This window comes from Citricoccus sp. NR2, assembly GCF_027594385.1.
Taxonomy (GTDB): Bacteria; Actinomycetota; Actinomycetes; order Actinomycetales; family Micrococcaceae; genus CmP2.
In genome coordinates this window covers 1,131,900-1,153,500 of record NZ_CP115154.1, presented here as the reverse complement: position 1 = coordinate 1,153,500, position 21,601 = coordinate 1,131,900, and the positions used below count along the sequence as shown (strand labels likewise).

Genomic DNA, 21,601 nt, shown 5'->3' with positions numbered 1-21,601 from the left:
CCTAGACGCCTTCGCGCCGCGAGGACTCCTCATCTTCGGGGTCGTTGCGGCCCGCATCCTCGTCCGACTTCTCGTCATCCTCGGAGTCCTCCTGCTCCGCCTCGTAGCGCGCCATCTCCTCGTCGATGTCTTCTCGCGCGTGCTCAAGTTCTTCGGCACCCTCACGATCGGTCCACACCTTGACCACGCTCCACGCCACCGCGGCCAACGGCACCGCCAGCACCGCACCCACGATGCCGCCGAGCACCGTGCCGCCGGTCAGGGCCATCAAGATCACCAGGGCGTGCAGGTTCAGGGTCTGGGCCATCACCACCGGCTGCAGGAAGTTGCCCTCGAGCTGGTTCACCAGAATCACCGCGCCCAGCACGATCAGCGCCACAATCGGCCCGTTGGCCACCAGGGCGATCAGCGTGGCGAGAATACCGGCGATGGTCGCGCCCACCAGCGGAATGAACGAGCCCAGGAAGACGACGACACCCAGCGGCAGCGCGAGCGGCACCTGCAGAATGAACAGGGCGATGGTAATACCGATGGCGTCGACCGCGGCGATGATGGCGGTGCCGCGGATGTACCCGCCGAAGGTGTGCAGGGCGCGGTCACCGGACATGATCCACTTGTCGCGGAAGTGCAGCGGGGTCCAGGAGACGAAGAACGCCCAGATCCGGTCGCCGTCTTTGAGCATGAAGAACAGGATCACCAGTAGCAGCACCAGACCGGTGACGAAGCTGCCGGCGGCACTGAGCGTATTGATGGCTCCGGTACCGAACTGCGAACTGGTGGCGAAGGAGGTCACCGTGTCGATCAGGGAATCGATCTGTGATTGATCAATGGTGATGCCGAAATCACCCATGACGCCTTCGACCAGGCTACGTAGCTCGTTGAAGCCTTCGACCGCTTGATTCACTAGCGTCGGCCATTCGCGGACCACCGAGAAGACCAGACCGGTGCCGATTCCGCCGAGCACCAGCAGCGAGCCCAAGAAAACGCTCCACGCCGCCAACAAGGGCGACATGATCTTGCGCGCCTGCATCACCAGCGGCCACAGGGCGCACGAGAGGATCAGGGCAATCAAGGTCGGGATCACGAGCACGGTCAGCCGTAGCGCGGCAATCACGATCAGCCCGACGACGGTGCCGATGATCAGCAGCTGCAGGGCCCGGATGCCCATGCGTCCCATGGTGTCGGTCCACAGACCGCTCACCGTGAAGCTCGGCCGTTCGGTCTTCCCCGGCGACGCGACGACGGCGCCAGTCCCCTTCACAGGGCCAGAAGATTCGGCACGACGGCGTAAAGACATGGATGCTCCTCGAGACGGGAATCGGTGAGAGGTCTGCAGATCATGCTACGCCCACACCCTTGCACCCCTCTATGACGCACCGCCCCGTGGTTTCTCACGAAGATTCGTGCCCACCGGCGCAACATCGGCACGTACATATGTCGCGCAGAGTCGTAAATCGGGCGAATAGGCCCGAGTTCGGGTTTTCGGGGCGCGATGTCGCGGGGGCGACTCACGTCTGGCGCCATCACAGTGAACGGCGAACAGCTCACCGGACTGCCCGAGCGGAAGCTGCGCCTGGCGCGCCGTCGCATCGGCACCGTCTTCCAGTCCGCCTCCCTGCTCTCGCGGAAAACCGCGGCCGAGAATGTTGCGCTGCCGCTGAACCTGCTCGGCGTCACCCCGGCGAAGGTGAAGTCCCGGGTAGGCGAGCTGCTCGAGCGCGTGGGGCTGTCGCATCGAGCGAACCACTTCCCGCACCAGCTCTCCGGCGGCCAGCAGCAGCGGGTGGGCATCGCCCGCGCCTTGGCATTGCGCCCCTCGGTGTTGCTCTCCGATGAGGCGACCAGCGGTCTCGACCCGCAGACCACCCGCTCGGTGGTGGAACTGCTGCGTGAGCTGCGCGACGATCTGGGGCTGGCGATCGTCTTCGTCACTCACGAGATGGACACGGTGTTGCACGCCGCCGACAGCGCCGCGCTGCTCAACCATGGCCGCATCGCCGAACAGGGTCGGCTGGTGGACTTGCTCCGGGACCCGTCATCCGCCCTCGGCCGTGCCCTCCAGCCGCACCTTCCGGCCACGTCGACGACGACGGACGAACAGGTCTGGCAGGTCATCCTCGCCGCTTCGAACATGCCCGGCGATTAGCTGCAGCAGCTCAGCGCCCAGGTCCCCGGCGGAGCAAACCTGCTCTCGGCAAGTATCCAGAGCATCGCCGGCTCGCCCACGGGCAGTGCCACGCTCGGTTTCCGCGCCCCCGAAGACCTCATTCGCCAGGCGCTGCACGCAGTAGGACTGGAACCGGTGCACCAGCGCGCCGTCGAGCGCTCAGCAGAGGTGCAGGCCGAACAGACGCCGCAGACGGCGTCGCTGGACGCGCGCGAACCTGAGGAGGCCATCGCATGATCACCATCGCACAAGCGACCTCGTACAATACCGCCCTCTCCGACATCCCCGGGCTGCTGCTCCCCGCTTTGGGGCAGACCCTGGCCATGGTCGGCATCGCGATGTCGGTGGCGGTGCTGCTCGGCACCCCGCTCGGCGTGCTGCTGCACAACCTGGCACCGGGCGGACTCTTCACCCACCTCACCGGTTACACGGTGATCAGCTGGGTCGCCAATATCGGCCGGTCATTGCCGTTCTTAGTGCTGATGGCCGCCATCATCCCCTTTACCCGCTGGGTGACCGGCACGAACATCGGCATCGCAGGAGCGGTGGTCCCGATGGCGATCGCAGGAACGTTCTTCTTCGCGCGTCTGGTGCAAAACTGCCTGCGAGAGGTGCCCGCCTCGGTCACCCAGGCTACCCGTGCATCCGGCGGATCGACGTGGCAGATCATCCGCACCGCCCAGCTCGGTGAAGCCGTTCCCGGGCTAATCGGGGCGCTGACGTTCAACATCATCGCCATGATCGAATATTCGGCGATCGCGGGCACCATCGGCGCCGGGGGCCTCGGCTATGTGGCCATCACCTGGCGCATAGCCTTAGATGAAAGCGCTGGTCTGGGTAAGTGGTAGCGGAGTTCTGACGACCGGGAAGCACCTCTATGATGCTTCCCGGTCGTCGGTTTCTCGAGTTTTTCTACTCCCAGTAGCCAGGGGCAGCTCGTGTCTGTTCACCTTGGTGGCGCCGCATATCAATGTCGCCAAGGTTTATCGTCCGGGCATTATTCGCCAGTCGATTGACGATACTATCCGCAGCGATTCTGTCAGGGAGAGCTGAAGCCCAGTACGCGGGCCCGGTTTGAGAAGCGATCATGGTGGCTGCCCGGTGTTCTCGGTTTGCCAGTATCGCGAAAAGATCGTTCGCGGCTTCAGGGTCAATACCGACGGTCAGGAAATCGTCGATGATGAGTAGATCCGCATCAGATAGCCGGTTCAACAAGGCCTGATGAGCGATGCCATCGCCTCGAGCGATGACGAGACGACGAGCGAGCTCGTCCATGCGGGTGTAGAAGACTTTATGCTCGTTGTGACATGCCGCTACGGCAATCGCGCAGGCAATATAGGTCTTTCCTCCTCCTGTGGGCGAGGTGATCAACAGGTTAGCGGTCTCATTGGCCCAGTCATGTGCGGCGTAGCGGGCCATCCTGGCTGGGGTAATGTTCCGTCCTTCTTGATAATGGATCTCCGCGATCGAGGCCCGCATGATCGGTAGCTGAGCAGCCAGGAGCAGTTTCTGAATGTTCTTCACTCTTCGCTGGTCTAAAGCGTCATCAACGGCCGCCAGGAATATTTGCTCCGGGGTCAGGTGGTCGTTGCTCTCATCGATGATGAGTTCTTCGAACTTCGCAGCCAAGTGAGTGATCCGTAAGGTACGAAACTTCTCTTTGTCCTCGGTAGTGAACACTGAATTCATCAAGGCCGGGCTCGCCGGTGTCGTGGTCATGGCGCTGTTCACCGTCCCTGCTGGTAGTAGTCAGCTCCACGCACGTAGATCTGTGCTGGATCGAGGGTATCGACGGCCGGCTGGGGCTTGATGGTGGCGGCTGCTGGCCTGTGTGGCCGAGATGTTTTCGTATCAGAATCAATGGCAGCCATGAGTCGCTTGAGTCCGGAATAGCTGGCATACCCACCCAGGTTGGCTAACTGCGTGCACGCAGCCTCGAGGCGTTGCTTATCGCGCTTGCCCAGGGACTCGAGAATGTTCTGGCACTCCAGATACCCCTGAGCCTCGATCTTATGGCGGTCTAAGACCGCGGTGATGATCTCCACGGTGGCCGGCCCAAACGCGGCCGCCCGACGGATAAACCAATCACGAGACCACAACCCCGCAACGTCTTGATGCTGGGCCGGTACATGCGCGGAATCAGTGGAGTACTGGCCCCGGCGGCCGTGTTTTCGTCGGTGCTCTGCAACGATGGCATCGCCATCGAAGATACTGACCTGTTGATCCGTCAGTCGTGCTCGCAGCAATTGACCTGCGAGTCGGTGAGGCACTGAGTAGTGCTGATAATCGCAGGTCACATGATAATTCCGTCCCACTTTGACCTGCCGGTATTCAACATCTTCAAACCCCTCAACAGGCAAGCCTCCCAAAGCAGATGCCTCTTCTGCCATGAATCGTTCGGCCCTGGTGGTCCCATCAGCCCGGCGGATCTCTTCATTGATTTCCCTCATCCGAACAGCGATCGCGGTGTTGAGCTCGGTAACGGTCGTGAAGACGTCTTCGCAGAGATATCCGATGACTCGCTTGTTGATCACCTGAACGGCAGATTCTACGGCGGCTTTGTCTCGAGGCTTGCGCACCCTGGCAGGCACGATCGCCGTTGCGTAGTGATCGGCTAACTGCTGGTACTTCGGATTCACGACCCGGGCAGACTCACCTTTGGTAGGGCGGTGAGTAGCAGTGGGCGCGTTATCAGGGACCACAATCTGGGGCACCCCGCCGAAATACTCGAAAGCTGCCTTGTGAGCGCTCAACCACGCGTTCATACGCATATCAGTGCACCCCGTGCAGTACACCAACCCCGAGTACGGCAACACCGCGACGAACAAGTAGACCTTGGTGATTTCACCGGTGACCGCGTCGCAGACCTGGAGGGTGTCACCGGCCCAATCGATGAATACCGCCCGCCCCGGTTCATGGTGCAAAGTGGCTACAAGATCGTTTCTTGCCGCGTAATCGCTGAAGAGGTGGCAGTACTGAGAATACGAGTATTTCCGCAGTTCGGAGGCCACACCGAGATAAGTTCTCCACCCCTGGAGCAAAGTGAAGTGACGGTTCGAACGCATCGATGCCACGACCGGGCCGAATTCCGGCGCTAGATACTCACCTGCAACTCGTCGGCGCCGATCGGGGAAGAGTTCCTCTACCCGTTCTACGGTCATGACAGCTACTTGATCACCTGTGAGGCCGTGCTCCTTGATCACCGCACGGGCTTTAGCGACGTCTCGTTGAGAACATCCTAAGGACTCAGCGATATCTCGATAAGACCGCGACTCCAGCAACAGAGACATGATCTTCTTGTAATCAACCACGATGAAGGCCTGCTTCCATGAATCTAGAAGAGAAAGCAGCGCCGGACGACGCCGCTACTCCTCAGCAGACCACAGTGCTACCACATACCCAGAACAACGCTTCCAGGTACCCAGACCAGCGCTTTCATCTAACGCTATGCGCCAATCACCTACGGGTACGCCCGGTTCGACAACGCGGTGATGTTCTCCACCATCGTGGTGCTCGTGCTGCTGATCTCTGCGGTGCAGCTGATCGGCGACGCCCTCGTGCGCGCCACCACGCCACGGTTGCGCAAAAAATACCGCATCACCTCGACCTCCACTCCCGCTGAAGCACTCACCTAGAAAGGCCTGCGTCATGTCCAACACCGATTCCACTACGACCGTTTCCCCTTCTTCAACGTCCGGTCAGGATCACGGCTTCACCGTTAAGAAGCGCAAGAAGTGGCCCCTGATCGCCGGTGGCGCCGCACTGGTGCTCGTCGCCGGCGGCCTCGTCGGATTCCGCGTCTTCGGCGGTGCCGAATCCCCGAACGAGATCGAGGGTGCCACCCTGCAGGTGGTCACGGCCGAGGGCAACCACTCCGAACAGGCCCTCGTCGAGTTATGTGGCCGAGGAGATCACTCCCGACTACGGCATCACCGTCGAATTCCGAGGGCTCGAGGACTCCACCACGTTGAACCGCGCGGTTTCCACCGGCGAGGTCGCAGCCACGGTCTACCAGCACGAGCTGTGGCTGGCCCAGGTGCTCGAAGCCAACCCGGACTTCAGCCTCGAAGCGGCTACTCCCGTGTTCCGCTGGGGATTCGGCGTCTACTCCGAAAAGTACGGGTCCATCGAGGAGATTCCCGACGGCGCCACCATATCGCTCTACAACGATCCGGCAAACGAGGCTCAGGGGCTGTGGCTGCTGAAGGAGGCCGGGCTGATCGAGTTGGACGACAGCATCAACACATGGCAGGCCACCCAGGACGATATCATCGCCAACCCGAAGAACCTGGAGTTCCTGCTGCTGGACTTCGCCGCGCAGACTCGGGCCCTCTCCGACGTCGACGCCACGGTCGGCTACACCGAATACTACGCCGCGGCCGGGATCTCGACGGACCTGCAGATTTTCGCCCCGCCGGCACCGGATGAGTTTGCCGGCCAGCTCACCATCGGATCCGACTACAAGGACACCGAGAACATCCAGAACCTGGTCAAAGCATTCCAGGATCCTCGCGTCCAGGAGTTCCTCGCCGAGGATCCGGCCGTGAAGGGTCTACTACTCCCCTACGAGGACTGAGGTCCTCCTACGCAGGGGCGGTCAAGGCGTGGGACGGCCGCCGTTGACGTTGAGTGTCTCTCCGATAACATAGCTTGATTCAGAGGAGGCGAGGAACACAAATGCTGGTGCTATTTCGGTCGGCTGTCCCGCGCGGCCCAGGGGCGTGTTATGTCCGAAAACAGGCAGCTTCTCCTTCGGTTGGCCGTCAGACACCTGGAGAACGGTCCAGATCGGTCCCGGTGCTACCGCGTTGACGCGAATGCCACGCGGAGCCAGGTGCTGCCCAAGACCCTTGGTGAAGTTGTTGATAGCACCTTTGGTCGCAGCGTAGTCGAGGAGCACAGGTGAAGGGTCGTAGGCCTGAATCGAGGTGGAGTTGATAATAGATGAACCTGGCGGAAGGTGAGGCACAGCCGCTCGCGTCACACGATATATTCCGTGAATATTCGTTTCGAATGTTGATGACCACTGGTCATCAGAAAGGTCTTCGAAATTTTCGACGGCAATCTGTCGGCCCGCGTTATTGACGAGAATGTCCAGTTGTCCCAATTCTGCAACGGCATCGTGGACAAGCTGTCGACAAAAGGCCGGATCCGACAGGTCACCGGGTAGGAGAACCGCCCTCTGACCCGCGTCACGAATGACAGCGCAGACGTGCTCAGCGTCCTCTTCTTCTGAGGGCAGATAGTTCAGCGCAACGTCCGCACCTTCACGCGCGAAGGCGATCGCGACCGCAGCCCCAATACCGGAATCAGCGCCCGTAATCAGCGCGTGACGACCCACCAGCCTTCCCGTGCCAACATACGATTCCTCCCCGCGGTCCGGTGTCGGCTCGAGATCGGCATCCAGCCCGGGCTCAGGCTGGTCCTGTTTAGGTGGGCTAATCTTCGGGAAGCGATGGACTGGGTTCTGGAAGGTCAATTGATTCTGCGGAGTCATGGCGGTACTGTCCTTTCCTTACCTGCGGGATAGAGCGAGCGCGCAGAGGTCGGCACGTTACGATTTCTTCTTCGATCGGCGCTGGCTCTCCTTGTCGAGAGCATCAACCAGTTCGGCTTTCGTCATCGACGAGCGCCCTTTGATATCCAGCTTCTGGGCTTGTTTGTAGAGGTGGGCTTTAGACGCGCGAGCATTCACACCTCCGGCGGTCTCACTATCCGCCGCTGACGAGCCGCTCTCGCTACGCGAGTCCGAGGGGCCCGCTTGCTTTTTCGCCTGCCAGCGGTCACCGACTTTCTCATGTGTGTGCTTCAGCGCCGCATAGGCGACTCGATGTGCTCGCTCTTCGTCGTCATACTCGTCCATGGCGGAGTCGTAGGCTTTGGCGAAGGTGCGTTGCGCCTTCTGGCTGGATTTCTTGAGGGTCGAGGGCAGCTCGGATTTCTTGGCATGTCCAGTCGAGGTGGTTTTCGGCATGGCGCTCTCCTTCACAATGCGTTGTCTCGATCCCACGAGACGAGCTGTCCGGATCACGCTAAGTGCGCATGACGGTGAAAACAACCTTCGGTCGCCACGAAAAACTCATAAGACTCAAGATGGGCCGCGAACTTCATGCGTTACTTGAGCTTCATGAGTTACCATTCAGCGCACTATTTTCACGAAACAAAACATCGAGTTCCCGCGCTCCGTGCGGCCCTCTTGCGGGGTCTTCGCCGCATGGAGTTCAGCAGGCGAGGGTACAGCTGCCCTCGGAGAGACAAACTCCGGCTCGGGGAGGATCAGACCTCTTCGGCGGCGAGCTGACCGCAGGCGCCGTCGATCTCCTTGCCGCGTGTATCGCGCAGGGTGGTAGGCACTCCGGCGTCGTTGAGTCTGCGCACGAATTCTGCGGTGACGTCCGGCTCCGAGGACGTCCAGATGGAGCCCGGCGTCGGGTTCAGCGGAATCGGGTTGACGTGCACCCAGCCGCGGCCGCGGGCGTTGAGCTTCTTCGCCAGTAGATCAGCGCGCCAGGCGTGGTCGTTCATGTCCTTGATGAGCGCGTACTCGATGGATACGCGGCGCCCGGTGGTGCGGTAGTAGTTGTAGGCGGCGTCGATGGCCTCGTCCGCTTTCCAGCGCGAGTTCACGGGGATCAGCTCGTCGCGCAGTTCGTCGTCCGGGGCGTGCAGCGAGAGAGCGAAGGTCACCGGGATGCCCTCATCGGCCAGCTTGTTGATGGCCGGGACCAGTCCCACCGTGGACACGGTGATGTTGCGGGCCGACATGCCCAGGCCTTCCGGCGCCGGGTCGACCATGCGGCGCACCGAAGAGATGACGCGCTTGTAGTTGGCCAGCGGCTCGCCCATCCCCATGAACACGATGTTGGAGACACGTTCGGCCGGGGCACTCGGATCGCGGTCACCGCGGCGACCGCCCAGCTCGCCGTCGGCGATGGCCTGATTGGCGCGGACCACCTGCTCGACGATCTCCGCCGTCGACATGTTGCGCGTGAGCCCGTTCTGGCCGGTGGCGCAGAAGGGGCAGTTCATGCCGCAGCCGGCCTGCGAGGACACGCACAGGGTGATGCGGCCGGGATAGCGCATCAGCACCGATTCGACGAGCGCACCGTCGAAGAGGCGCCACAGGAATTTGATGGTGTCACCGGAATCGGTGGAGAATCGGCGCACCTCGGTGAGCAGCGGCGGCAGCATCTGCTCGACCAGCTCGGCGCGACCCGACTGCGGCAGATCCGTCATCTGCTCCGGATCGGAGGTGTGGTGCACGAAGTAGTGCGTGGAGAGCTGCTTGGCACGGAAGCCGGGCAGGCCCAGCTCTTTCACCTTCTCCTGACGTTCGGCGAGGGTGAGGTCGGCCAGGTGCGTCGGCGGCTGCTTCACGCGGGGCTGCTTGAACTGCAGCAGGGGCCGGCCCTCGGAGTTGGTGCGCTGGGTCCAGCCTTCGGCTCTGGGGCGCACCTGAGGGCGCGCGGAAGCCGCCGAGCCGGTCATGTTCCGGGATTCGGCGGGCGAACCGTAGCCGTGCTTCTTCAACCGGTCGCGGTCTTCGGCCAGTTCGGTCAGGGGGCGGGCTTCGACGTCGACGTCGTGCTCGGGGGTGTCCCGGGCGATGACCTTCGACGGAGCAGAATTCTCAGGGATGCGGTGCTCAGACATGGCCCCTCCATTGTCCCACAGTCGCGCAAATCCGCCATCGGCAGGGTCAGGTATGGAGTTGTGAGCGTCAGGCGCCTACCGTGGAAGGGACAGCACTTGATGCCCGCATTGCGTCTCGCATCGGAAACGGCAACCAAAGGAGTGACTGTCATGGCACCGCAGAGTTCGCCAGAAGAACCCGAAGAGACTCCCGGCCGCTTAGGCTTTTTCGCCGTGCCGGTCGAATTACTCGGCGTGGTGGCCGCGACCAGCGCCGGCGTGCTCACCGTGATGGCTCCTGATCAGTCCACCGTGCTCGGCATCATCATCCTCGTCATCGGCGCGGCATTGCTCATCGATGTCAGCCGGCGCATTTGGCGCCTGGCCACCGGCCGCGAACACTACTGACGCCTGTAGGTGGGATGTTCGACTCAGAACGGCGTGACGCCGGTGATGGCGGCGGCAGCTTTCTCGCCAATCAGCACCGAGGGGGCGTTGGTATTGCCGGTGATCACCTGCGGCATGATCGAGGCATCGGCCACCCGCAGCCCCGCCAGCCCATGCACCCGGAAACTCTCGGGATCCACCACGGCGTCGGCGTCGCGCCCCATCCGACAGGTGCCCACCTGGTGGTGGTACGTCGTCGTGGTGTTGCGGATGTACTCGACGAGCGATTCCTCGTCGTCGCCCACCTCGGGGCCGGGGAACAGTTCGGTGGCACCCCATTCCTCGGTCAGCGGAGCCTGTGCGGCGATGGAGCGGCATTGGCGCAACGAGAACAGCATGGAGTCCAGGTCGGTACGCTCGGCGTAGGCGTTGAGGTCCACGCGCACCGGGTCCTCCGGGGCGGGCCCGGACAGCGTCAGGGCGCCGCGCGAGAGCGGGCGCACCATGCCGGCCAGCAGCGAGAACCCCTCCTCCGGTCCTTCCATCAGCATGCCCGCTGTGTTGGTGTACATCGGCACCGAGAACAGGATCGGCTGGGTGTCGGGCACGGGCAGCTCGGGGTCCGATTTCGACCAGAAGTGCACCTGCGCGGCCGCCACCTCGGGTGGCCCCTGGGGCTTTTCGGTGGTGCAGATCACGGGCACCAGCAGATGATCATGCAGGTTCTGGCCGACGCCGGGGAGGTCGTGAGTCACCTCGACGCCGACCTCGTTCAGATGCGCGCTCGGGCCGATCCCGGAGCGCAGCAGGATCTCCGGGGACCCCAGCGCCCCGGCGGTGAGCACCACCTCGTCCGCGGTGACTGTGAGGGTCTCGCCGTCGGCGTCAGTAAATTCCGCTCCGGTCACGGTGTCGCCGTCGAGTAGCAGCCGCCGCGCCGTCGCACCCGTCAGCAGGGTCAGGTTCTCGTGGTCGGCCATCGGCTTGAGATATGCCCGCCAGGTGTTGAGCCGCTTCTGGTCGCGCATGGTGAGTTGCATCCAGCCCACGCCTTCGACGTCGCCGGAGTTGTAGTTAGGATTTTCGGGCACCCCTTCGGCCACCACCGCATCGTAGAGGCTCTGTTGGATCGCGTGGTGTGGGTATCCGTCCTCAGTGATGTCCAGGTTCGACTCGGCCGCCTCGAAATAAGGCACGACGTCGTCCCAGCCCCAACCGGTGCAGCCCTGCTCCGCCCAGGTGTCGTAGTCCCAGCGGTCGCCGCGCACCCAGATGGTGGCGTTCAGCGCGTGGGATCCCCCCATCACCTTGCCGCGCGGCAGGTGGATGCTCCGGCCGTTGAGTTCGGCCTGCTCGGTGGTGAAGTAGTTCCAATCCTCGGCAGCGCCCCACAAGAAGCCCAGCCGGGAGACATCGTCGATGTCCGGGTTGGTGTCCGCGCCTCCGGCCTCCACCAGGGTGACCCGGTGTCCGGCGTCCAGCAGCCGCCGCGCCAGCACACAGCCGGCAGACCCGGCGCCGATGATGAGGTACTCGGTGGTTTCGTTTCTCGACATAGCATCCTCCTGAAGTCGCTCCGATGATCCCAGACTAAGGTGATGCTGATCACGTCGGCTTGGCTTTGCGCGCAGGGTGCTTGACGATGCGGCCATCCGCGCCGATCTATACCCCTAGGGGGTACTTGCGCGCGGCGGGACTCCGTGCGCATGATGGAGACCCCACCCCAGGAGGCACCACCATGAGCCACAGCCACGGCCACGGGCACTCACATAGCGCCGGGAGCACACGCGGCCGCCTCGCCATCGCCTTTGTCGTGACCACCCTGGTGCTGATCATCGGGGTGATCGGTGCCTGGATCACCGGTTCGCTGGCCCTGCTCGTCGATGCCGCCCACATGCTCACGGACGCCGGTGGGTTGCTCGTCGCGCTGATCGCCGCCACCCTCACCCTGCGCCCGGCCTCGGGCCAGCGCACCTGGGGCTGGCTGCGCGCCGAGGTGCTGGCCGCGGGCGCCCAGGCCACGGTGTTGCTCGGGGTCGGCGGCTTCGCCCTGGTGGAGGGTGTGCGCCGTTGGCAGGATCCGCCCGAGATCGCGGGCCCGGAGCTGCTGATTTTCGGCGCCATTGGCCTGGCCGGCAACCTGGTCTCGCTCCTGGTCTTGCTCTCCGGGCGCAACGCCTCACTGAACATGCGCGCGGCTTTTCTCGAGGTGCTCAACGATGCCCTGGGATCCGTGGCGGTGATCGTCTCCGCCGTCGTCATCACCACCACCGGCTGGACGCGGGCCGACGCCGTAGCGGGCATCGTGATCGCCCTGCTGATCATCCCGCGCGCCTTCGTCATCCTGAAAGAAGCTGGCTCCGTACTGCTGGAAACCGCGCCGAAGGGGCTCGACGTCGAGGCGGTGCGCGGGCACATGGAACGCAAGGACGGTGTCCTCGACGTGCACGACCTGCATGCCACCCGCATCGACACGCGCACCGTGGTGGTCACCGCCCATGTGGTGGTCGAGCCGCAGCGCTTCCACGACGGCACTGCCCCGCAGATTCTCGACGATCTGCAAGAGTGCCTCACCGAGCACTGGGGTATCCCGGTGGACCACGCCACCATTCAGCTCGAACCCCCGGAACACCAGCGCCACGAGCCCGAGCTCAATCACTGATCCAGGTCCTGCACCATCGCATCCACGGTGCGGATCAGCACCACCAGCCAGGCGAAGATGATCCCGGCGAAGGCCAGCTCCAGCGCGGTCAGGTTGTAGTACCCCAGCGGCTCCCACAGCACAACCGCCACCACGCCCAGCCCCAGCATCAGGTAGCTCATCGCGTACAGCGCCGCCGGCACCCCGGGCAACCAGATCGGGATGGTGAGCAGCATCAGAATGAACACCACGGCCAGCACTTGAACAAAAGCGGTGTGAATGGGGTCGTTCACGTTGATCTGCACCCAGGACAGTCCGATCATGCACACACCGATGATCATCATCCCGCCCTTGAGCACGCGCACATGCGCCCGGCGGCCCCCGGTGGCACGCCGATGCTCCGCCCAGGCGTAGAGGTCCTGGGTGATGAAGTTCGCCAGGGTGATCAGCATCATCCCGGAGACGGTGATGGTGGTGTTGAACGTCCAGAAGGAGAGCACTCCGGCCTGCCCGGTGCCCAGCTCCGAGAAGAACGCGTGCCACCAGTAGGGGTTCTCGGCCAGCAGCATCGAGGCGAGCATGCCCGCGCCCATGAACAGGGCAATCAGAATAGACAGTGACGACGTCGACGCCCGGGCCGCAGAGTTGAAACCAAAGTACGAGGCCGCCGCAGAAACCACCGCCAGCATCACCGTCGCCGCAATCGCATCGACTTCGAGACCCTGGAACGCCTGCTGGAACAGTCGAAAAGTACTCAGGGCGGCCAGCGTTGCAATAGCAGCGTGGATGATAACCAGCCCGATGAGGTCGACCATCCACCACACCCAGAGCCGACGGCGCATCCACCCCAGGGTGCCCAACTGCGGTCCGGTGACGATCAGCAACCCGATGAGCGACGAGATGCCTGCTCCGATCGCAGCCGACCAGCCGGCCACGGTGCCCACCGAGAACGTCGCAGACAGCGGAGTGAGCTGACCTCTGAACAGCAGGGTTCCGAGCCCGGCCGCCAGTACGGCCGCGGCGATGGCCACCCAGATCGCCCACGATTCCAGCCGCGAGGAGGATTCGTGGGTGGAGTGCGCCGTGGGCACGGCCCGGTCCGGGCCGCGGTAGCCGGCAATATGCTCGGTCTCGGCAGGCGTTGTCTCCACGCCCCCCATCCTAGAACCTGAAATCCGCCCCACCTCAACCCCTCACTGGTCCGTCACCTGGGCTCGACTTAAGACCCCCTAGGGGTATACGATGGCAGCGTGAGCACCACCGAACCCGCCCCACCGCACGGCTACACTCCCGCCAAGGACGCCTACCTGAAGCGCCTGCGCCGCATCGAGGGTCAAGTCCGCGGCATCTCCCGCATGGTCGAGGAGGACCAGTACTGCATCGACGTCCTCACCCAGGTCTCCGCGGCCACGAAAGCGCTGCACGCCGTGAGCCTCGGCCTGCTCGAAGACCACCTGGGTCATTGCGTCACCGAAGCCGCACAGCAGTCCGCCGCCAGCGGTGACGACACCCTTATCGCCGAAAAAATCGCCGAGGCCACCGCCGCCATCGGCCGCCTCGTCCGCTAATTCACCACCGACCGAAGGAACCACCCATGAGCACCAACACCACCATCTCCATGACCGGCCTGACCTGCGGTCACTGCCAGCAGGCCGTCACCCGTGAGCTCTCCGCCCTGAACGGCGTCACCGACGTCGCGGTAGACCTGGTCCCTCATGGGGTCTCCACCGCCACCGTCACCTCGGCATCCCCGCTGAGCCAGGAACAGCTGCGGGACGCCGTCGCCGAAGCCGGCTATACCCTCGCCTGAATTCCCCTACCTTCTGGAAGGTCGGACTTGTCCCGATGAACACCTCGACTCCGACTCCTGACACCAGCCGCCAGCTCACCCTCGACATCACCGGCATGTCCTGCGCTTCGTGCGTCGCCCGCGTCGAGCGCAAGCTCACCGGCCTGCCCGGGGTCGAAGCCACCGTGAACCTGCCCTTGAACCGGGCCTCGGTCACCGCCCCGTCAGACATCGACGACAACGCCCTGATTGCGGCGGTCGGCCGTGCCGGCTACGAAGCGCGCGTCGCCCCCGACCCCCACGCCCGCCACCAGCACGGCGAGCATCACCACCAGCACGGCGAGCATCACCACGAGCACGGTGACCACAGCGAGCACGGTGAGCACGACCCGCACGACCATATGAACCACGGCCCCTCAGCGTCCACGCTGCAACCGCGGCTCATCGTCGCCGCCGCGCTGACCCTCCCACTGTTCATCATCTCGATGTTCCCTGGCGCCCAGTTCCCGCACTGGGCCTGGGTCGCATTGGTCCTGGCCACCCCCGTGACCTTCTGGGCGGCCTGGCCCTTCCACCGCGCCGCCGCCAAAGCAGCCCGCCACCTCTCCTCCACCATGGACACCCTCGTCTCCATCGGCGTCACCGCGGCCTGGCTGTTCTCCACCGTCGAGCTGATCCTCGATCCAGCCATGACCGCCCACGCCGGTGCCCACACTGACGCCGCCTGGTGGGACATGTCCGCCATGGCGCACCACCAGCTCTACTACGAGACCGCGGCCGTGGTGACCACGTTCCTACTGCTCGGCCGCTGGCTCGAAGACCGCGCCAAAACCCGCGCCGGCGCCGCGCTGGACTCCCTACTCAGTCTCGGCGCCCAAACCGCCACGGTGCTGCGCGACGGCGTCGAAACCACCATCCCCGCCTCGGAGCTCCAGGTCGGCGACGAGTTCATCGTGCGCCCTGGCGAAAAAATCGCCACCGACGGCACCGTCGTCTCCGGCCGCTCCCACGTGGACGCCTCCCTGGTCACCGGCGAGTCCCTGCCCGTCGACGTCGCCGTCCACGACGACGTCATCGGCGCCACCATCAACACCTCCGGCCGCCTCGTCGTTCGCGCCACCCGCACTGGCGCCGACACCACCCTGGCGCAGATGGGCCAACTCGTCTCCGATGCCCAGTCCGCCAAGGCCCCCATCGCCCGGCTCGCCGACCGCATCTCCGCGGTTTTCGTGCCCATCGTCCTCGTCATCGCGATCATCACCGTGGTCGCCTGGCTCGCCTTCTCCGGCGACATCCACGCCGCCTTCCGCGCCGGGGTGGCCGTGCTCGTCATCGCCTGCCCATGCGCCCTTGGCCTCGCCACCCCGGTCGGCCTGCTCGCCGGCACCGGTCGGGCCTCCCAACTCGGCATCCTCATCCGCGGCCCCGAAGTCCTCGAAGACACCCGTTCCGTCGACACCATCGTGCTCGACAAAACCGGCACCGTCACCGAGGGCGTCATGGCGGTCTCCGCAGTGCAGTCCCTGCCCGATTCGCCCGTCGACGACGACGCCCTCCTGTTGCTGGCCGGCGCCGTGGAGTCCTACTCCGAGCACCCGATCGCCCGCGCCATCGCCGACGCCGCACGCGAGCGCACCACCGATACCGCCCTGCCCGAGGTCAACGATTTCGTCTCCACCGCCGGCGGGGGCGTCACCGGCACCGCCACCCTCAACGGCACCGAGCACCGGGTCGCCGCGGGCCGGTCCACCTTTATCACCGAGCAGCTCACCGCCGGCGACCTCACCCAGGCCCAGCACCAAGCCCTCGCCGACGCCGAGGCTCAGGGCGCCACCGCCGTCTGGGTGAGCATCAATGGCACCCTCGCCGGGATCATCTCCCTGCAGGACACCATCAAGCCCACCTCGGCCACCGCCATCGCCGAATTCCGCGAACTCGGGCTCCGTCCCATCCTGCTCACCGGCGACAACGCTTCCGTCGCCCGCCAAGTCGCCGCCGAGGTGGGCATTCACCCCGACGACGTGTTCGCCGGGGTCCGCCCCGAAGACAAGGTGGCCAAGGTCCGCGAGCTCCAAGAATCCGGGCGCGTGGTGGCCATGGTCGGTGACGGCGTGAACGACGCCCCGGCGCTGGCCCAGGCCGATCTCGGCATCGCCATGGGCTCCGGCACCGATGTGGCCCGCGACGCCGCCGAGATCACCGTGATGGGTTCCTCGCTCACCCAGGTCGCCCAGTCGGTGCGGCTGTCCCGGAAGACCCTCGGGGTGATCAAGACGAACCTGTTCTGGGCGTTCCTCTACAACACCGCCGGCATCCCCGTCGCCGCCCTGGGCTTCCTCAATCCCATGCTGGCCGGCATCGCGATGGCTGCGAGTTCGGTGCTGGTCGTCGCCAACTCCCTGCGCCTCACCCGCTTCGGCCGGGGCTGAGCCCACGTCAATTTCTGAAGGCTGCCTCCAGAACTCACTCCCGGCATCTTGTGGTCTGACCACAGAGTGATATGATGCCAATCACAGTACGGGAGTCCCACGTCTAGGAGGCAGCCTTCACCATGATTCGTCGTCAGATTCCGCAGCCCAAGGAGCTTCTCGAGCTCATGCAGTTCAAGAAGCCGAGCCTGGACTTTACCGGCAACCGCCTGCAGAAGGCACAGTCCATCGCCGACCTGCGCCGCATCGCCAAGCGCCGCACGCCGGCTGCGGCCTTCGACTACACGGACGGCTCCGCCGACCGGGAAATCTCGCTGACCCGCGCCCGCCAGGCCTTCGAAGACGTCGAATTCCACCCGAGCATCCTCAACGACGTCTCCCAGCTCGACACCACCACCACGGTGCTCGGCAAGGAGTCAGCCCTTCCATTCGGCATCGCCCCCACCGGCTTCACCCGCCTCATGCAGACCGAGGGCGAGTTCGCCGGTTCCACCGCGGCTGCTGATGCCGGTATCCCCTTCACCCTCTCGACCCTGGGTACCACCTCCATCGAGGATGTGAGAGCCGCTGCACCCCACGGCCGCAACTGGTTCCAGCTGTACGTGATGCGGGATCGCTCTATTTCGTACGGTCTGGTGGAGCGCGCCCGCGACGCCGGTTACGACACCCTGTTCTTCACCGTGGACACCCCGATTGCGGGCAACCGCATGCGCGACGCCCGCAACGGCTTCTCCATTCCGCCACAGCTCACCTTCAAGACGGTGCTCAACGCCGTGCCGCGCCCGTGGTGGTGGATCGATTTCCTGACGACGCCGACGCTGGAGTTCGCCTCCCTGCAGTCCACCGGCGGGACCGTCGGCCAGCTGCTCAACAACGCGATGGATCCCTCGATCAACTTCGGCGATCTCAAAGAGATCCGCGCCCTGTGGCCCGGCAAGATCGTGATCAAGGGCGTGCAGAACATCGAAGATGCGAAGACCCTGACCGAGATGGGCGTGGACGGCATCCTGCTCTCCAACCACGGCGGACGCCAGCTGGACCAGGCCCCGGTGCCGTTCCATCTGCTACCTGACGTGGTGCGCGAAGTCGGACAGGACACCGAGGTGATGGTCGACACCGGCATCATGCACGGCTCCGACATCGTGGCGGCCATGGCGCTCGGTGCAAAGTTCACCTTCATCGGCCGCGCCTACCTGTACGGCCTGATGGCCGGCGGACGCCGCGGTGTGGATCGCACCATCGAGATCCTCAGCGGCGAGATCGAGCGCACCATGAAGCTGCTTCAGGTGGGCGCCATCGACGAGCTGGAGCCACGCCACGTCACCCAGCTGCGGTCACTGACCGCGGTCGAGCGCCGCATCGGCGAGACCTCGGCACACTGACCGCCGCCACTATCACCTGAGACACAACGGGGCGCCGCACTTTCGAGTGCGGCGCCCCGTTGTTCTAGTTTCGTGTCGCGACGGTCAGGTCGATGGAGACGCAGTCCGGGCAGCGGTGACGAAAGCGCGGATTTTCGCGTGGTCCTTGGTGCCGCGTTCGGCTTCCACACCGGAGGACACGTCCACGCCCCAGGGCCCGGCCTCGGCAATCGCCTCGGCGACGTTCTCTGGGGCAAGACCGCCGGCCAGCATCCACTGACCGGTGGGGGCGGACTCCAGCCGGCTCAGGTCCCACCGGGATCCGGAACCGGGCGTGGCAGAATCCAGCAACAGTGCCTCTTCGCCCAGCGCACCGACGTCCAAGGGTCCGTGATCGATCGAGGCGGCGCGCCACACCCGCGGCAGCTCGGCGCAGGCTCGGCGCACGTCCGGCTCGGAGTACCCGTGCAGCTGGACGACGTCGACCCCGGTGCTGCGCGCGGCGGCCACCACGTCGTCGATGCTCAGATCATGCACCACCAGCACGGTGGTCAGCTCAGGAGTGCCCTCCGCGATGAGCTCCCGAGCCGTCTCCTGAGAGACAGCGCGCGGGCTGGTCTGCGAGAGCACCACGCCCATGGCGTCAGCCCCGGCGTCACGAACCACCGCCACGTCGTCGAGCGTCTTCAGCCCGCAGATCTTAACGAACATGCTCAGAGTTTAGGCCAGGACGTCAGCCTTAGGCGAAGGGAGCGGAGGCGGCGTCGAGGCGGGACAGCTCGTCGTCGCTGAGCTCGACCTCCACCGCTGCCACCAGCTCGGCCAGCTGCTCCGGCGTGCGCGCCGAGACGATCGGGGCGGTGATGCCGTGGGCAAGCTGCCAGGCCAGGGCGATGGCGGCGGGCTGCACGGCATGCGTCTCGGCGACCGCCACGAGCTCGGAGACCACCTCCAGCCCCTGCTCGTTGAAATAGCCCTGCACCATGCCGGCACGATCGGCGCCTTCAAGATCGGCTTCGGTGCGGTATTTGCCGGTAAGGAAGCCGGCCGCGAGCGCGAAGTACGGGAACACGGCGAGTCCGTGCTGCTCGGCGATGGGGCGGTAGTTCGTCTCGAATTCCTGACGGAACACCAGGTTGTACTGAGGCTGCAGCGCCACCGGCTTCGCCAGGTTCTCGGCCTCGGCCACCTCCAGCCAGGCGTTCAGCCGCTCCACCGAGTAGTTGGAGACGGCGATGTGGCGGATCTTGCCGGCGGTGACCAGCTCGTCGAAGACGCGGGCGATCTGCTCGATCGGGGTGACCTCGTCGTCGCGGTGGGCGTAGTAGAGGTCCACGTAGTCGGTCTGCAAGCGCTGCAGCGAAGCGTCGATGGCACCGCTAATGTACTCCGGGTCCTGAGTCTTGTGGTTCGGGTGGTCCCCGACCTTGGTGGCCAGCACGATCTGGTCGCGGTTGCCGCGGGCGGCCAGCCAGGTGCCGATGATGGTCTCGGATTCGGTGCCGGTGTTGCCGGGAACCCAGGCGGGGTAGGACTCGGCGGTGTCGAGGAAGTTGCCGCCAGCGGCCACGAAGGCGTCGAGGACGGCGTGGGCGCTGGCCTCATCGGAGGTCCAGCCGAAGGTATTGGTGCCGAGGTTGATGGGGTATACCGAGAGGTCGGTGCCGGGAATCCGCACGCGTGCGCTGGTCATGAAAGTCCTCCATCGTCGGGTTTGATCGTCCGGATGATCCGGCGTCAACCATGGCAACGTCGACGACGACGCTTCTATTTCCGGTGCGGAGACTACTGCTGGCGCCGGACCATCTCGGTGATCCATTCCGGGGCGAAGGGGGAGGTACAGTTCGGCGGGGTCGAGTAGTCCTTGAGCACCTCGAGCCGCTCACCGATGTCCAGGGCACGGGCGCGCAGGGACTCATGGTGGATCCCGATCATGGCCAGGGTCGAGTTCATCTCCCACTGCGGGCGTTCGTCGGCGTCGGTCATCTCGGCCTCGAGGGTGTCGAGGAGGCCGGGAAGATCGAGGCGGTCCGGGTGCTTCACCACGGTATCGGCGGTGAGCGCCCACCCGGCGGCGTACACCTCGGGGTGCTCGGGCTCGGCCAACCACCGAGTGCGCAGTTCCTCGATGTGGGCGGACTTCAGCACGAGATAACCGGTGAGCCAGGCGGTGGTCTTTGCGGCACGGGATTCACGCAACATCGCGTCGAACTCGTCGGCGGTGAAGTCACGCGGGCGCACGATCAGCAGGGCGACCAGCCGCAGCGGGGTTTCTCCGGTGTTCCACAGGGCGAGACCGACCTCATGCACGGCGGCGGTGGCGGTGGCGGTGGCGGCTGTGGCGCCGTCCGTGGTTGCGGCGTGGGCTTTCACCTCGGCTTTGAGGTTCTTCGCCACGGCGCGCAACTTCGTCAGGTTCACCCCGTGGTCATCCCCATGGCGCTCGTTCACCGCGCGGATCTTGGGATCCTCCAGCGCTGCGAGCTCGTCGCGGGTCTGGGTGACGAAGTGATCGGGAGCTGCGACGTGATCGGTGCTCATGGGTTCACTGTAGGCTCACTCCAGCCCGCGGGCCACCAAGGCGTCTCCGACGTCGTCGGCGTGTTTGAGGGTGAGCACCAGCACGGGCACCACCCAGGCACTGCCGAAACGCCACACCGACAGTTTTGCCCCGCGGGAGCGCTGCGCCATGCGCACCTGGGCGATCACGGCGGAGAGGTGGCCGATGGAGGTCATGGCCAGGGCCAGGGCGAGCCCGACCTTCTCCGGGACGTGGGGGCGCAGCCCGACACGGTGAGCCCCGGGAATGCGGGTGAGCGGGGTGAGGATGCGCACCACGGTCTCCACCATCACGGAGACGCGCGTGGTGTGTGTGAGCAGCCCGGCCAGCAGCACGAGTCCGATGACCCGGGAGGTGTTGGCGGCGGCGTGCACGACGTCGAGAAAGATCAGCTGGGTGGCCAGCAGGAACGCGAGCAGGAACACCAGCTGGCGCAGGTTCAGCCAGAGGTGACGCAGCGGGATGCGAGCGATCGCGTAGCCGGCCACCGGCAGCGCCAGACAAACCAGGGCGGTCCACCAGGCGATGGGCAGCAGGGACACGGCGACGGCGATCAGCGCCAGTCCGAGCAGTTTCGCCCCCGCGGGTGCGCGATGCAGCACGGAATCCCCGTCGAGGTACAGCGACAGACTCAT

23 protein-coding genes are annotated in these 21,601 nt (G+C 64.8%); 10 read left to right on the top strand and 13 right to left on the bottom strand.

Annotation, left to right across the window (positions count from 1 at the left end; translation table 11 throughout):
- Position 1: 1 nt before the first annotated feature.
- On the bottom strand, positions 2–1,297 hold the full coding sequence (locus O1A05_RS05390; RefSeq protein ID WP_270107025.1) for an AI-2E family transporter: 1,296 nt from the start codon (positions 1,295–1,297) through the stop codon (positions 2–4).
- Between the two features lie 231 nt (positions 1,298–1,528).
- On the opposite strand from O1A05_RS05390, the gene O1A05_RS05385 reads away from it, so the two are divergent.
- The gene (locus O1A05_RS05385) at positions 1,529–2,146 is read left to right on the top strand and encodes an ATP-binding cassette domain-containing protein (protein WP_270107024.1); all 618 of its coding nucleotides are present in this window, start codon (positions 1,529–1,531) and stop codon (positions 2,144–2,146) included.
- Between the two features lie 254 nt (positions 2,147–2,400).
- Positions 2,401–3,015 (top strand): methionine ABC transporter permease, encoded by a 615-nt coding sequence (locus O1A05_RS05380; RefSeq protein ID WP_270107023.1) that lies wholly within the window; start codon positions 2,401–2,403, stop codon positions 3,013–3,015.
- Between the two features lie 64 nt (positions 3,016–3,079).
- Here the strand turns inward: O1A05_RS05380 and O1A05_RS05375 are convergent, their stop codons facing one another.
- Both O1A05_RS05375 and istA read right to left on the bottom strand, forming a co-directional pair.
- The gene (locus tag O1A05_RS05375) at positions 3,080–3,886 is read right to left on the bottom strand and encodes an ATP-binding protein (RefSeq protein WP_270105186.1); all 807 of its coding nucleotides are present in this window, start codon (positions 3,884–3,886) and stop codon (positions 3,080–3,082) included.
- Positions 3,887–3,894: 8 nt separating this feature from the next.
- A complete protein-coding gene (istA, locus tag O1A05_RS05370; protein WP_270105187.1) occupies positions 3,895–5,478 on the bottom strand; it encodes an IS21 family transposase in 1,584 nt (527 codons plus the stop codon).
- A gap of 180 nt (positions 5,479–5,658) precedes the next feature.
- On the opposite strand from istA, the gene O1A05_RS05365 reads away from it, so the two are divergent.
- Positions 5,659–5,802, top strand: a complete 144-nt coding sequence (locus O1A05_RS05365) for a hypothetical protein (RefSeq protein WP_270107022.1) — start codon at positions 5,659–5,661, stop codon at positions 5,800–5,802.
- Between the two features lie 52 nt (positions 5,803–5,854).
- Here the strand turns inward: O1A05_RS05365 and O1A05_RS05360 are convergent, their stop codons facing one another.
- Complete coding sequence (locus O1A05_RS05360) at positions 5,855–6,040, bottom strand: hypothetical protein (RefSeq protein WP_270107021.1); 186 nt, start codon at positions 6,038–6,040, stop codon at positions 5,855–5,857.
- Positions 6,041–6,065: 25 nt separating this feature from the next.
- Here O1A05_RS05360 and O1A05_RS05355 point away from each other — a divergent pair, with 25 nt between their 5' ends.
- Positions 6,066–6,743, top strand: coding sequence for a MetQ/NlpA family ABC transporter substrate-binding protein (locus O1A05_RS05355; RefSeq protein WP_270107020.1), 678 nt, complete (start codon positions 6,066–6,068; stop codon positions 6,741–6,743).
- A 21-nt stretch (positions 6,744–6,764) separates the two neighbouring features.
- Here the strand turns inward: O1A05_RS05355 and O1A05_RS05350 are convergent, their stop codons facing one another.
- The 3 genes from O1A05_RS05350 to rlmN all read right to left on the bottom strand — a co-directional run bounded on the left by O1A05_RS05350 (position 6,765) and on the right by rlmN (position 9,655).
- On the bottom strand, positions 6,765–7,664 hold the full coding sequence (locus O1A05_RS05350) for an SDR family oxidoreductase (protein ID WP_270107019.1): 900 nt from the start codon (positions 7,662–7,664) through the stop codon (positions 6,765–6,767).
- A 57-nt stretch (positions 7,665–7,721) separates the two neighbouring features.
- Positions 7,722–8,141: a ChaB family protein gene (locus O1A05_RS05345; RefSeq protein WP_270107018.1), complete on the bottom strand. Its 420-nt coding sequence runs from the start codon at positions 8,139–8,141 to the stop codon at positions 7,722–7,724.
- Between the two features lie 302 nt (positions 8,142–8,443).
- Positions 8,444–9,655 carry a 23S rRNA (adenine(2503)-C(2))-methyltransferase RlmN gene (gene rlmN, locus O1A05_RS05340; RefSeq protein ID WP_270107510.1) on the bottom strand — a complete coding sequence of 404 codons (1,212 nt, stop codon included), beginning with the start codon at positions 9,653–9,655 and terminating at the stop codon, positions 8,444–8,446.
- 315 nt (positions 9,656–9,970) lie between these two features.
- Here rlmN and O1A05_RS05335 point away from each other — a divergent pair, with 315 nt between their 5' ends.
- On the top strand, positions 9,971–10,207 hold the full coding sequence (locus O1A05_RS05335; protein WP_270107017.1) for a hypothetical protein: 237 nt from the start codon (positions 9,971–9,973) through the stop codon (positions 10,205–10,207).
- 23 nt (positions 10,208–10,230) lie between these two features.
- On the opposite strand, the gene O1A05_RS05330 is transcribed toward O1A05_RS05335, so the two are convergent.
- Entirely contained in the window at positions 10,231–11,742 is a 1,512-nt protein-coding gene (locus O1A05_RS05330) for a GMC family oxidoreductase (protein WP_270107016.1), read from the bottom strand.
- 182 nt (positions 11,743–11,924) lie between these two features.
- Between O1A05_RS05330 and O1A05_RS05325 the strand changes: the two genes are divergently transcribed.
- Complete coding sequence (locus O1A05_RS05325) at positions 11,925–12,848, top strand: cation diffusion facilitator family transporter (protein ID WP_270107015.1); 924 nt, start codon at positions 11,925–11,927, stop codon at positions 12,846–12,848.
- Here O1A05_RS05325 and O1A05_RS05320 read toward each other — a convergent pair.
- Positions 12,842–13,978, bottom strand: coding sequence for a hypothetical protein (locus O1A05_RS05320; protein ID WP_270107014.1), 1,137 nt, complete (start codon positions 13,976–13,978; stop codon positions 12,842–12,844). The two genes, O1A05_RS05325 and O1A05_RS05320, sit on opposite strands and share 7 nt — an antisense overlap.
- A gap of 99 nt (positions 13,979–14,077) precedes the next feature.
- On the opposite strand from O1A05_RS05320, the gene O1A05_RS05315 reads away from it, so the two are divergent.
- The 4 genes from O1A05_RS05315 to O1A05_RS05300 all read left to right on the top strand — a co-directional run bounded on the left by O1A05_RS05315 (position 14,078) and on the right by O1A05_RS05300 (position 18,427).
- Complete coding sequence (locus O1A05_RS05315) at positions 14,078–14,395, top strand: metal-sensitive transcriptional regulator (protein WP_270107013.1); 318 nt, start codon at positions 14,078–14,080, stop codon at positions 14,393–14,395.
- Positions 14,396–14,421: 26 nt separating this feature from the next.
- On the top strand, positions 14,422–14,637 hold the full coding sequence (locus tag O1A05_RS05310; protein ID WP_270107012.1) for a heavy-metal-associated domain-containing protein: 216 nt from the start codon (positions 14,422–14,424) through the stop codon (positions 14,635–14,637).
- Between the two features lie 35 nt (positions 14,638–14,672).
- Positions 14,673–17,045 carry a heavy metal translocating P-type ATPase gene (locus O1A05_RS05305; RefSeq protein WP_270107011.1) on the top strand — a complete coding sequence of 791 codons (2,373 nt, stop codon included), beginning with the start codon at positions 14,673–14,675 and terminating at the stop codon, positions 17,043–17,045.
- Positions 17,046–17,167: 122 nt separating this feature from the next.
- Complete coding sequence (locus O1A05_RS05300) at positions 17,168–18,427, top strand: alpha-hydroxy acid oxidase (protein WP_270107010.1); 1,260 nt, start codon at positions 17,168–17,170, stop codon at positions 18,425–18,427.
- An 84-nt stretch (positions 18,428–18,511) separates the two neighbouring features.
- Here the strand turns inward: O1A05_RS05300 and O1A05_RS05295 are convergent, their stop codons facing one another.
- The 4 genes from O1A05_RS05295 to O1A05_RS05280 form a co-directional block, all read right to left on the bottom strand.
- Positions 18,512–19,117 (bottom strand): phosphoribosylanthranilate isomerase, encoded by a 606-nt coding sequence (locus O1A05_RS05295; protein WP_270107009.1) that lies wholly within the window; start codon positions 19,115–19,117, stop codon positions 18,512–18,514.
- Positions 19,118–19,145: 28 nt separating this feature from the next.
- The gene (locus O1A05_RS05290) at positions 19,146–20,099 is read right to left on the bottom strand and encodes an aldo/keto reductase (protein ID WP_270107008.1); all 954 of its coding nucleotides are present in this window, start codon (positions 20,097–20,099) and stop codon (positions 19,146–19,148) included.
- 92 nt (positions 20,100–20,191) lie between these two features.
- A complete protein-coding gene (locus O1A05_RS05285) occupies positions 20,192–20,947 on the bottom strand; it encodes a DNA alkylation repair protein (RefSeq protein ID WP_270107007.1) in 756 nt (251 codons plus the stop codon).
- A gap of 15 nt (positions 20,948–20,962) precedes the next feature.
- Entirely contained in the window at positions 20,963–21,601 is a 639-nt protein-coding gene (locus O1A05_RS05280; protein WP_270107006.1) for an energy-coupling factor transporter transmembrane component T family protein, read from the bottom strand.

Bases quoted from the DNA above. Each gene is read 5' to 3' on its own strand.
- O1A05_RS05390 (WP_270107025.1), bottom strand. From the start codon at position 1,297: ATGTCTTTACGCCGTCGTGCCGAATCTTCTGGCCCTGTGAAGGGGACT.
- O1A05_RS05380 (WP_270107023.1), top strand. From the start codon at position 2,401: ATGATCACCATCGCACAAGCGACCTCGTACAATACCGCCCTCTCCGAC.
- O1A05_RS05375 (WP_270105186.1), bottom strand. From the start codon at position 3,886: ATGACCACGACACCGGCGAGCCCGGCCTTGATGAATTCAGTGTTCACT.
- O1A05_RS05365 (WP_270107022.1), top strand. From the start codon at position 5,659: ATGTTCTCCACCATCGTGGTGCTCGTGCTGCTGATCTCTGCGGTGCAG.
- O1A05_RS05350 (WP_270107019.1), bottom strand. From the start codon at position 7,664: ATGACTCCGCAGAATCAATTGACCTTCCAGAACCCAGTCCATCGCTTC.
- O1A05_RS05345 (WP_270107018.1), bottom strand. From the start codon at position 8,141: ATGCCGAAAACCACCTCGACTGGACATGCCAAGAAATCCGAGCTGCCC.
- rlmN (WP_270107510.1), bottom strand. From the start codon at position 9,655: ATGACCGGCTCGGCGGCTTCCGCGCGCCCTCAGGTGCGCCCCAGAGCC.
- O1A05_RS05335 (WP_270107017.1), top strand. From the start codon at position 9,971: ATGGCACCGCAGAGTTCGCCAGAAGAACCCGAAGAGACTCCCGGCCGC.
- O1A05_RS05330 (WP_270107016.1), bottom strand. From the start codon at position 11,742: ATGTCGAGAAACGAAACCACCGAGTACCTCATCATCGGCGCCGGGTCT.
- O1A05_RS05325 (WP_270107015.1), top strand. From the start codon at position 11,925: ATGAGCCACAGCCACGGCCACGGGCACTCACATAGCGCCGGGAGCACA.
- O1A05_RS05310 (WP_270107012.1), top strand. From the start codon at position 14,422: ATGAGCACCAACACCACCATCTCCATGACCGGCCTGACCTGCGGTCAC.
- O1A05_RS05305 (WP_270107011.1), top strand. From the start codon at position 14,673: ATGAACACCTCGACTCCGACTCCTGACACCAGCCGCCAGCTCACCCTC.
- O1A05_RS05300 (WP_270107010.1), top strand. From the start codon at position 17,168: ATGATTCGTCGTCAGATTCCGCAGCCCAAGGAGCTTCTCGAGCTCATG.
- O1A05_RS05295 (WP_270107009.1), bottom strand. From the start codon at position 19,117: ATGTTCGTTAAGATCTGCGGGCTGAAGACGCTCGACGACGTGGCGGTG.
- O1A05_RS05290 (WP_270107008.1), bottom strand. From the start codon at position 20,099: ATGACCAGCGCACGCGTGCGGATTCCCGGCACCGACCTCTCGGTATAC.
- O1A05_RS05285 (WP_270107007.1), bottom strand. From the start codon at position 20,947: ATGAGCACCGATCACGTCGCAGCTCCCGATCACTTCGTCACCCAGACC.
- O1A05_RS05280 (WP_270107006.1), bottom strand. From the start codon at position 21,601: ATGAGTCTGTCGCTGTACCTCGACGGGGATTCCGTGCTGCATCGCGCA.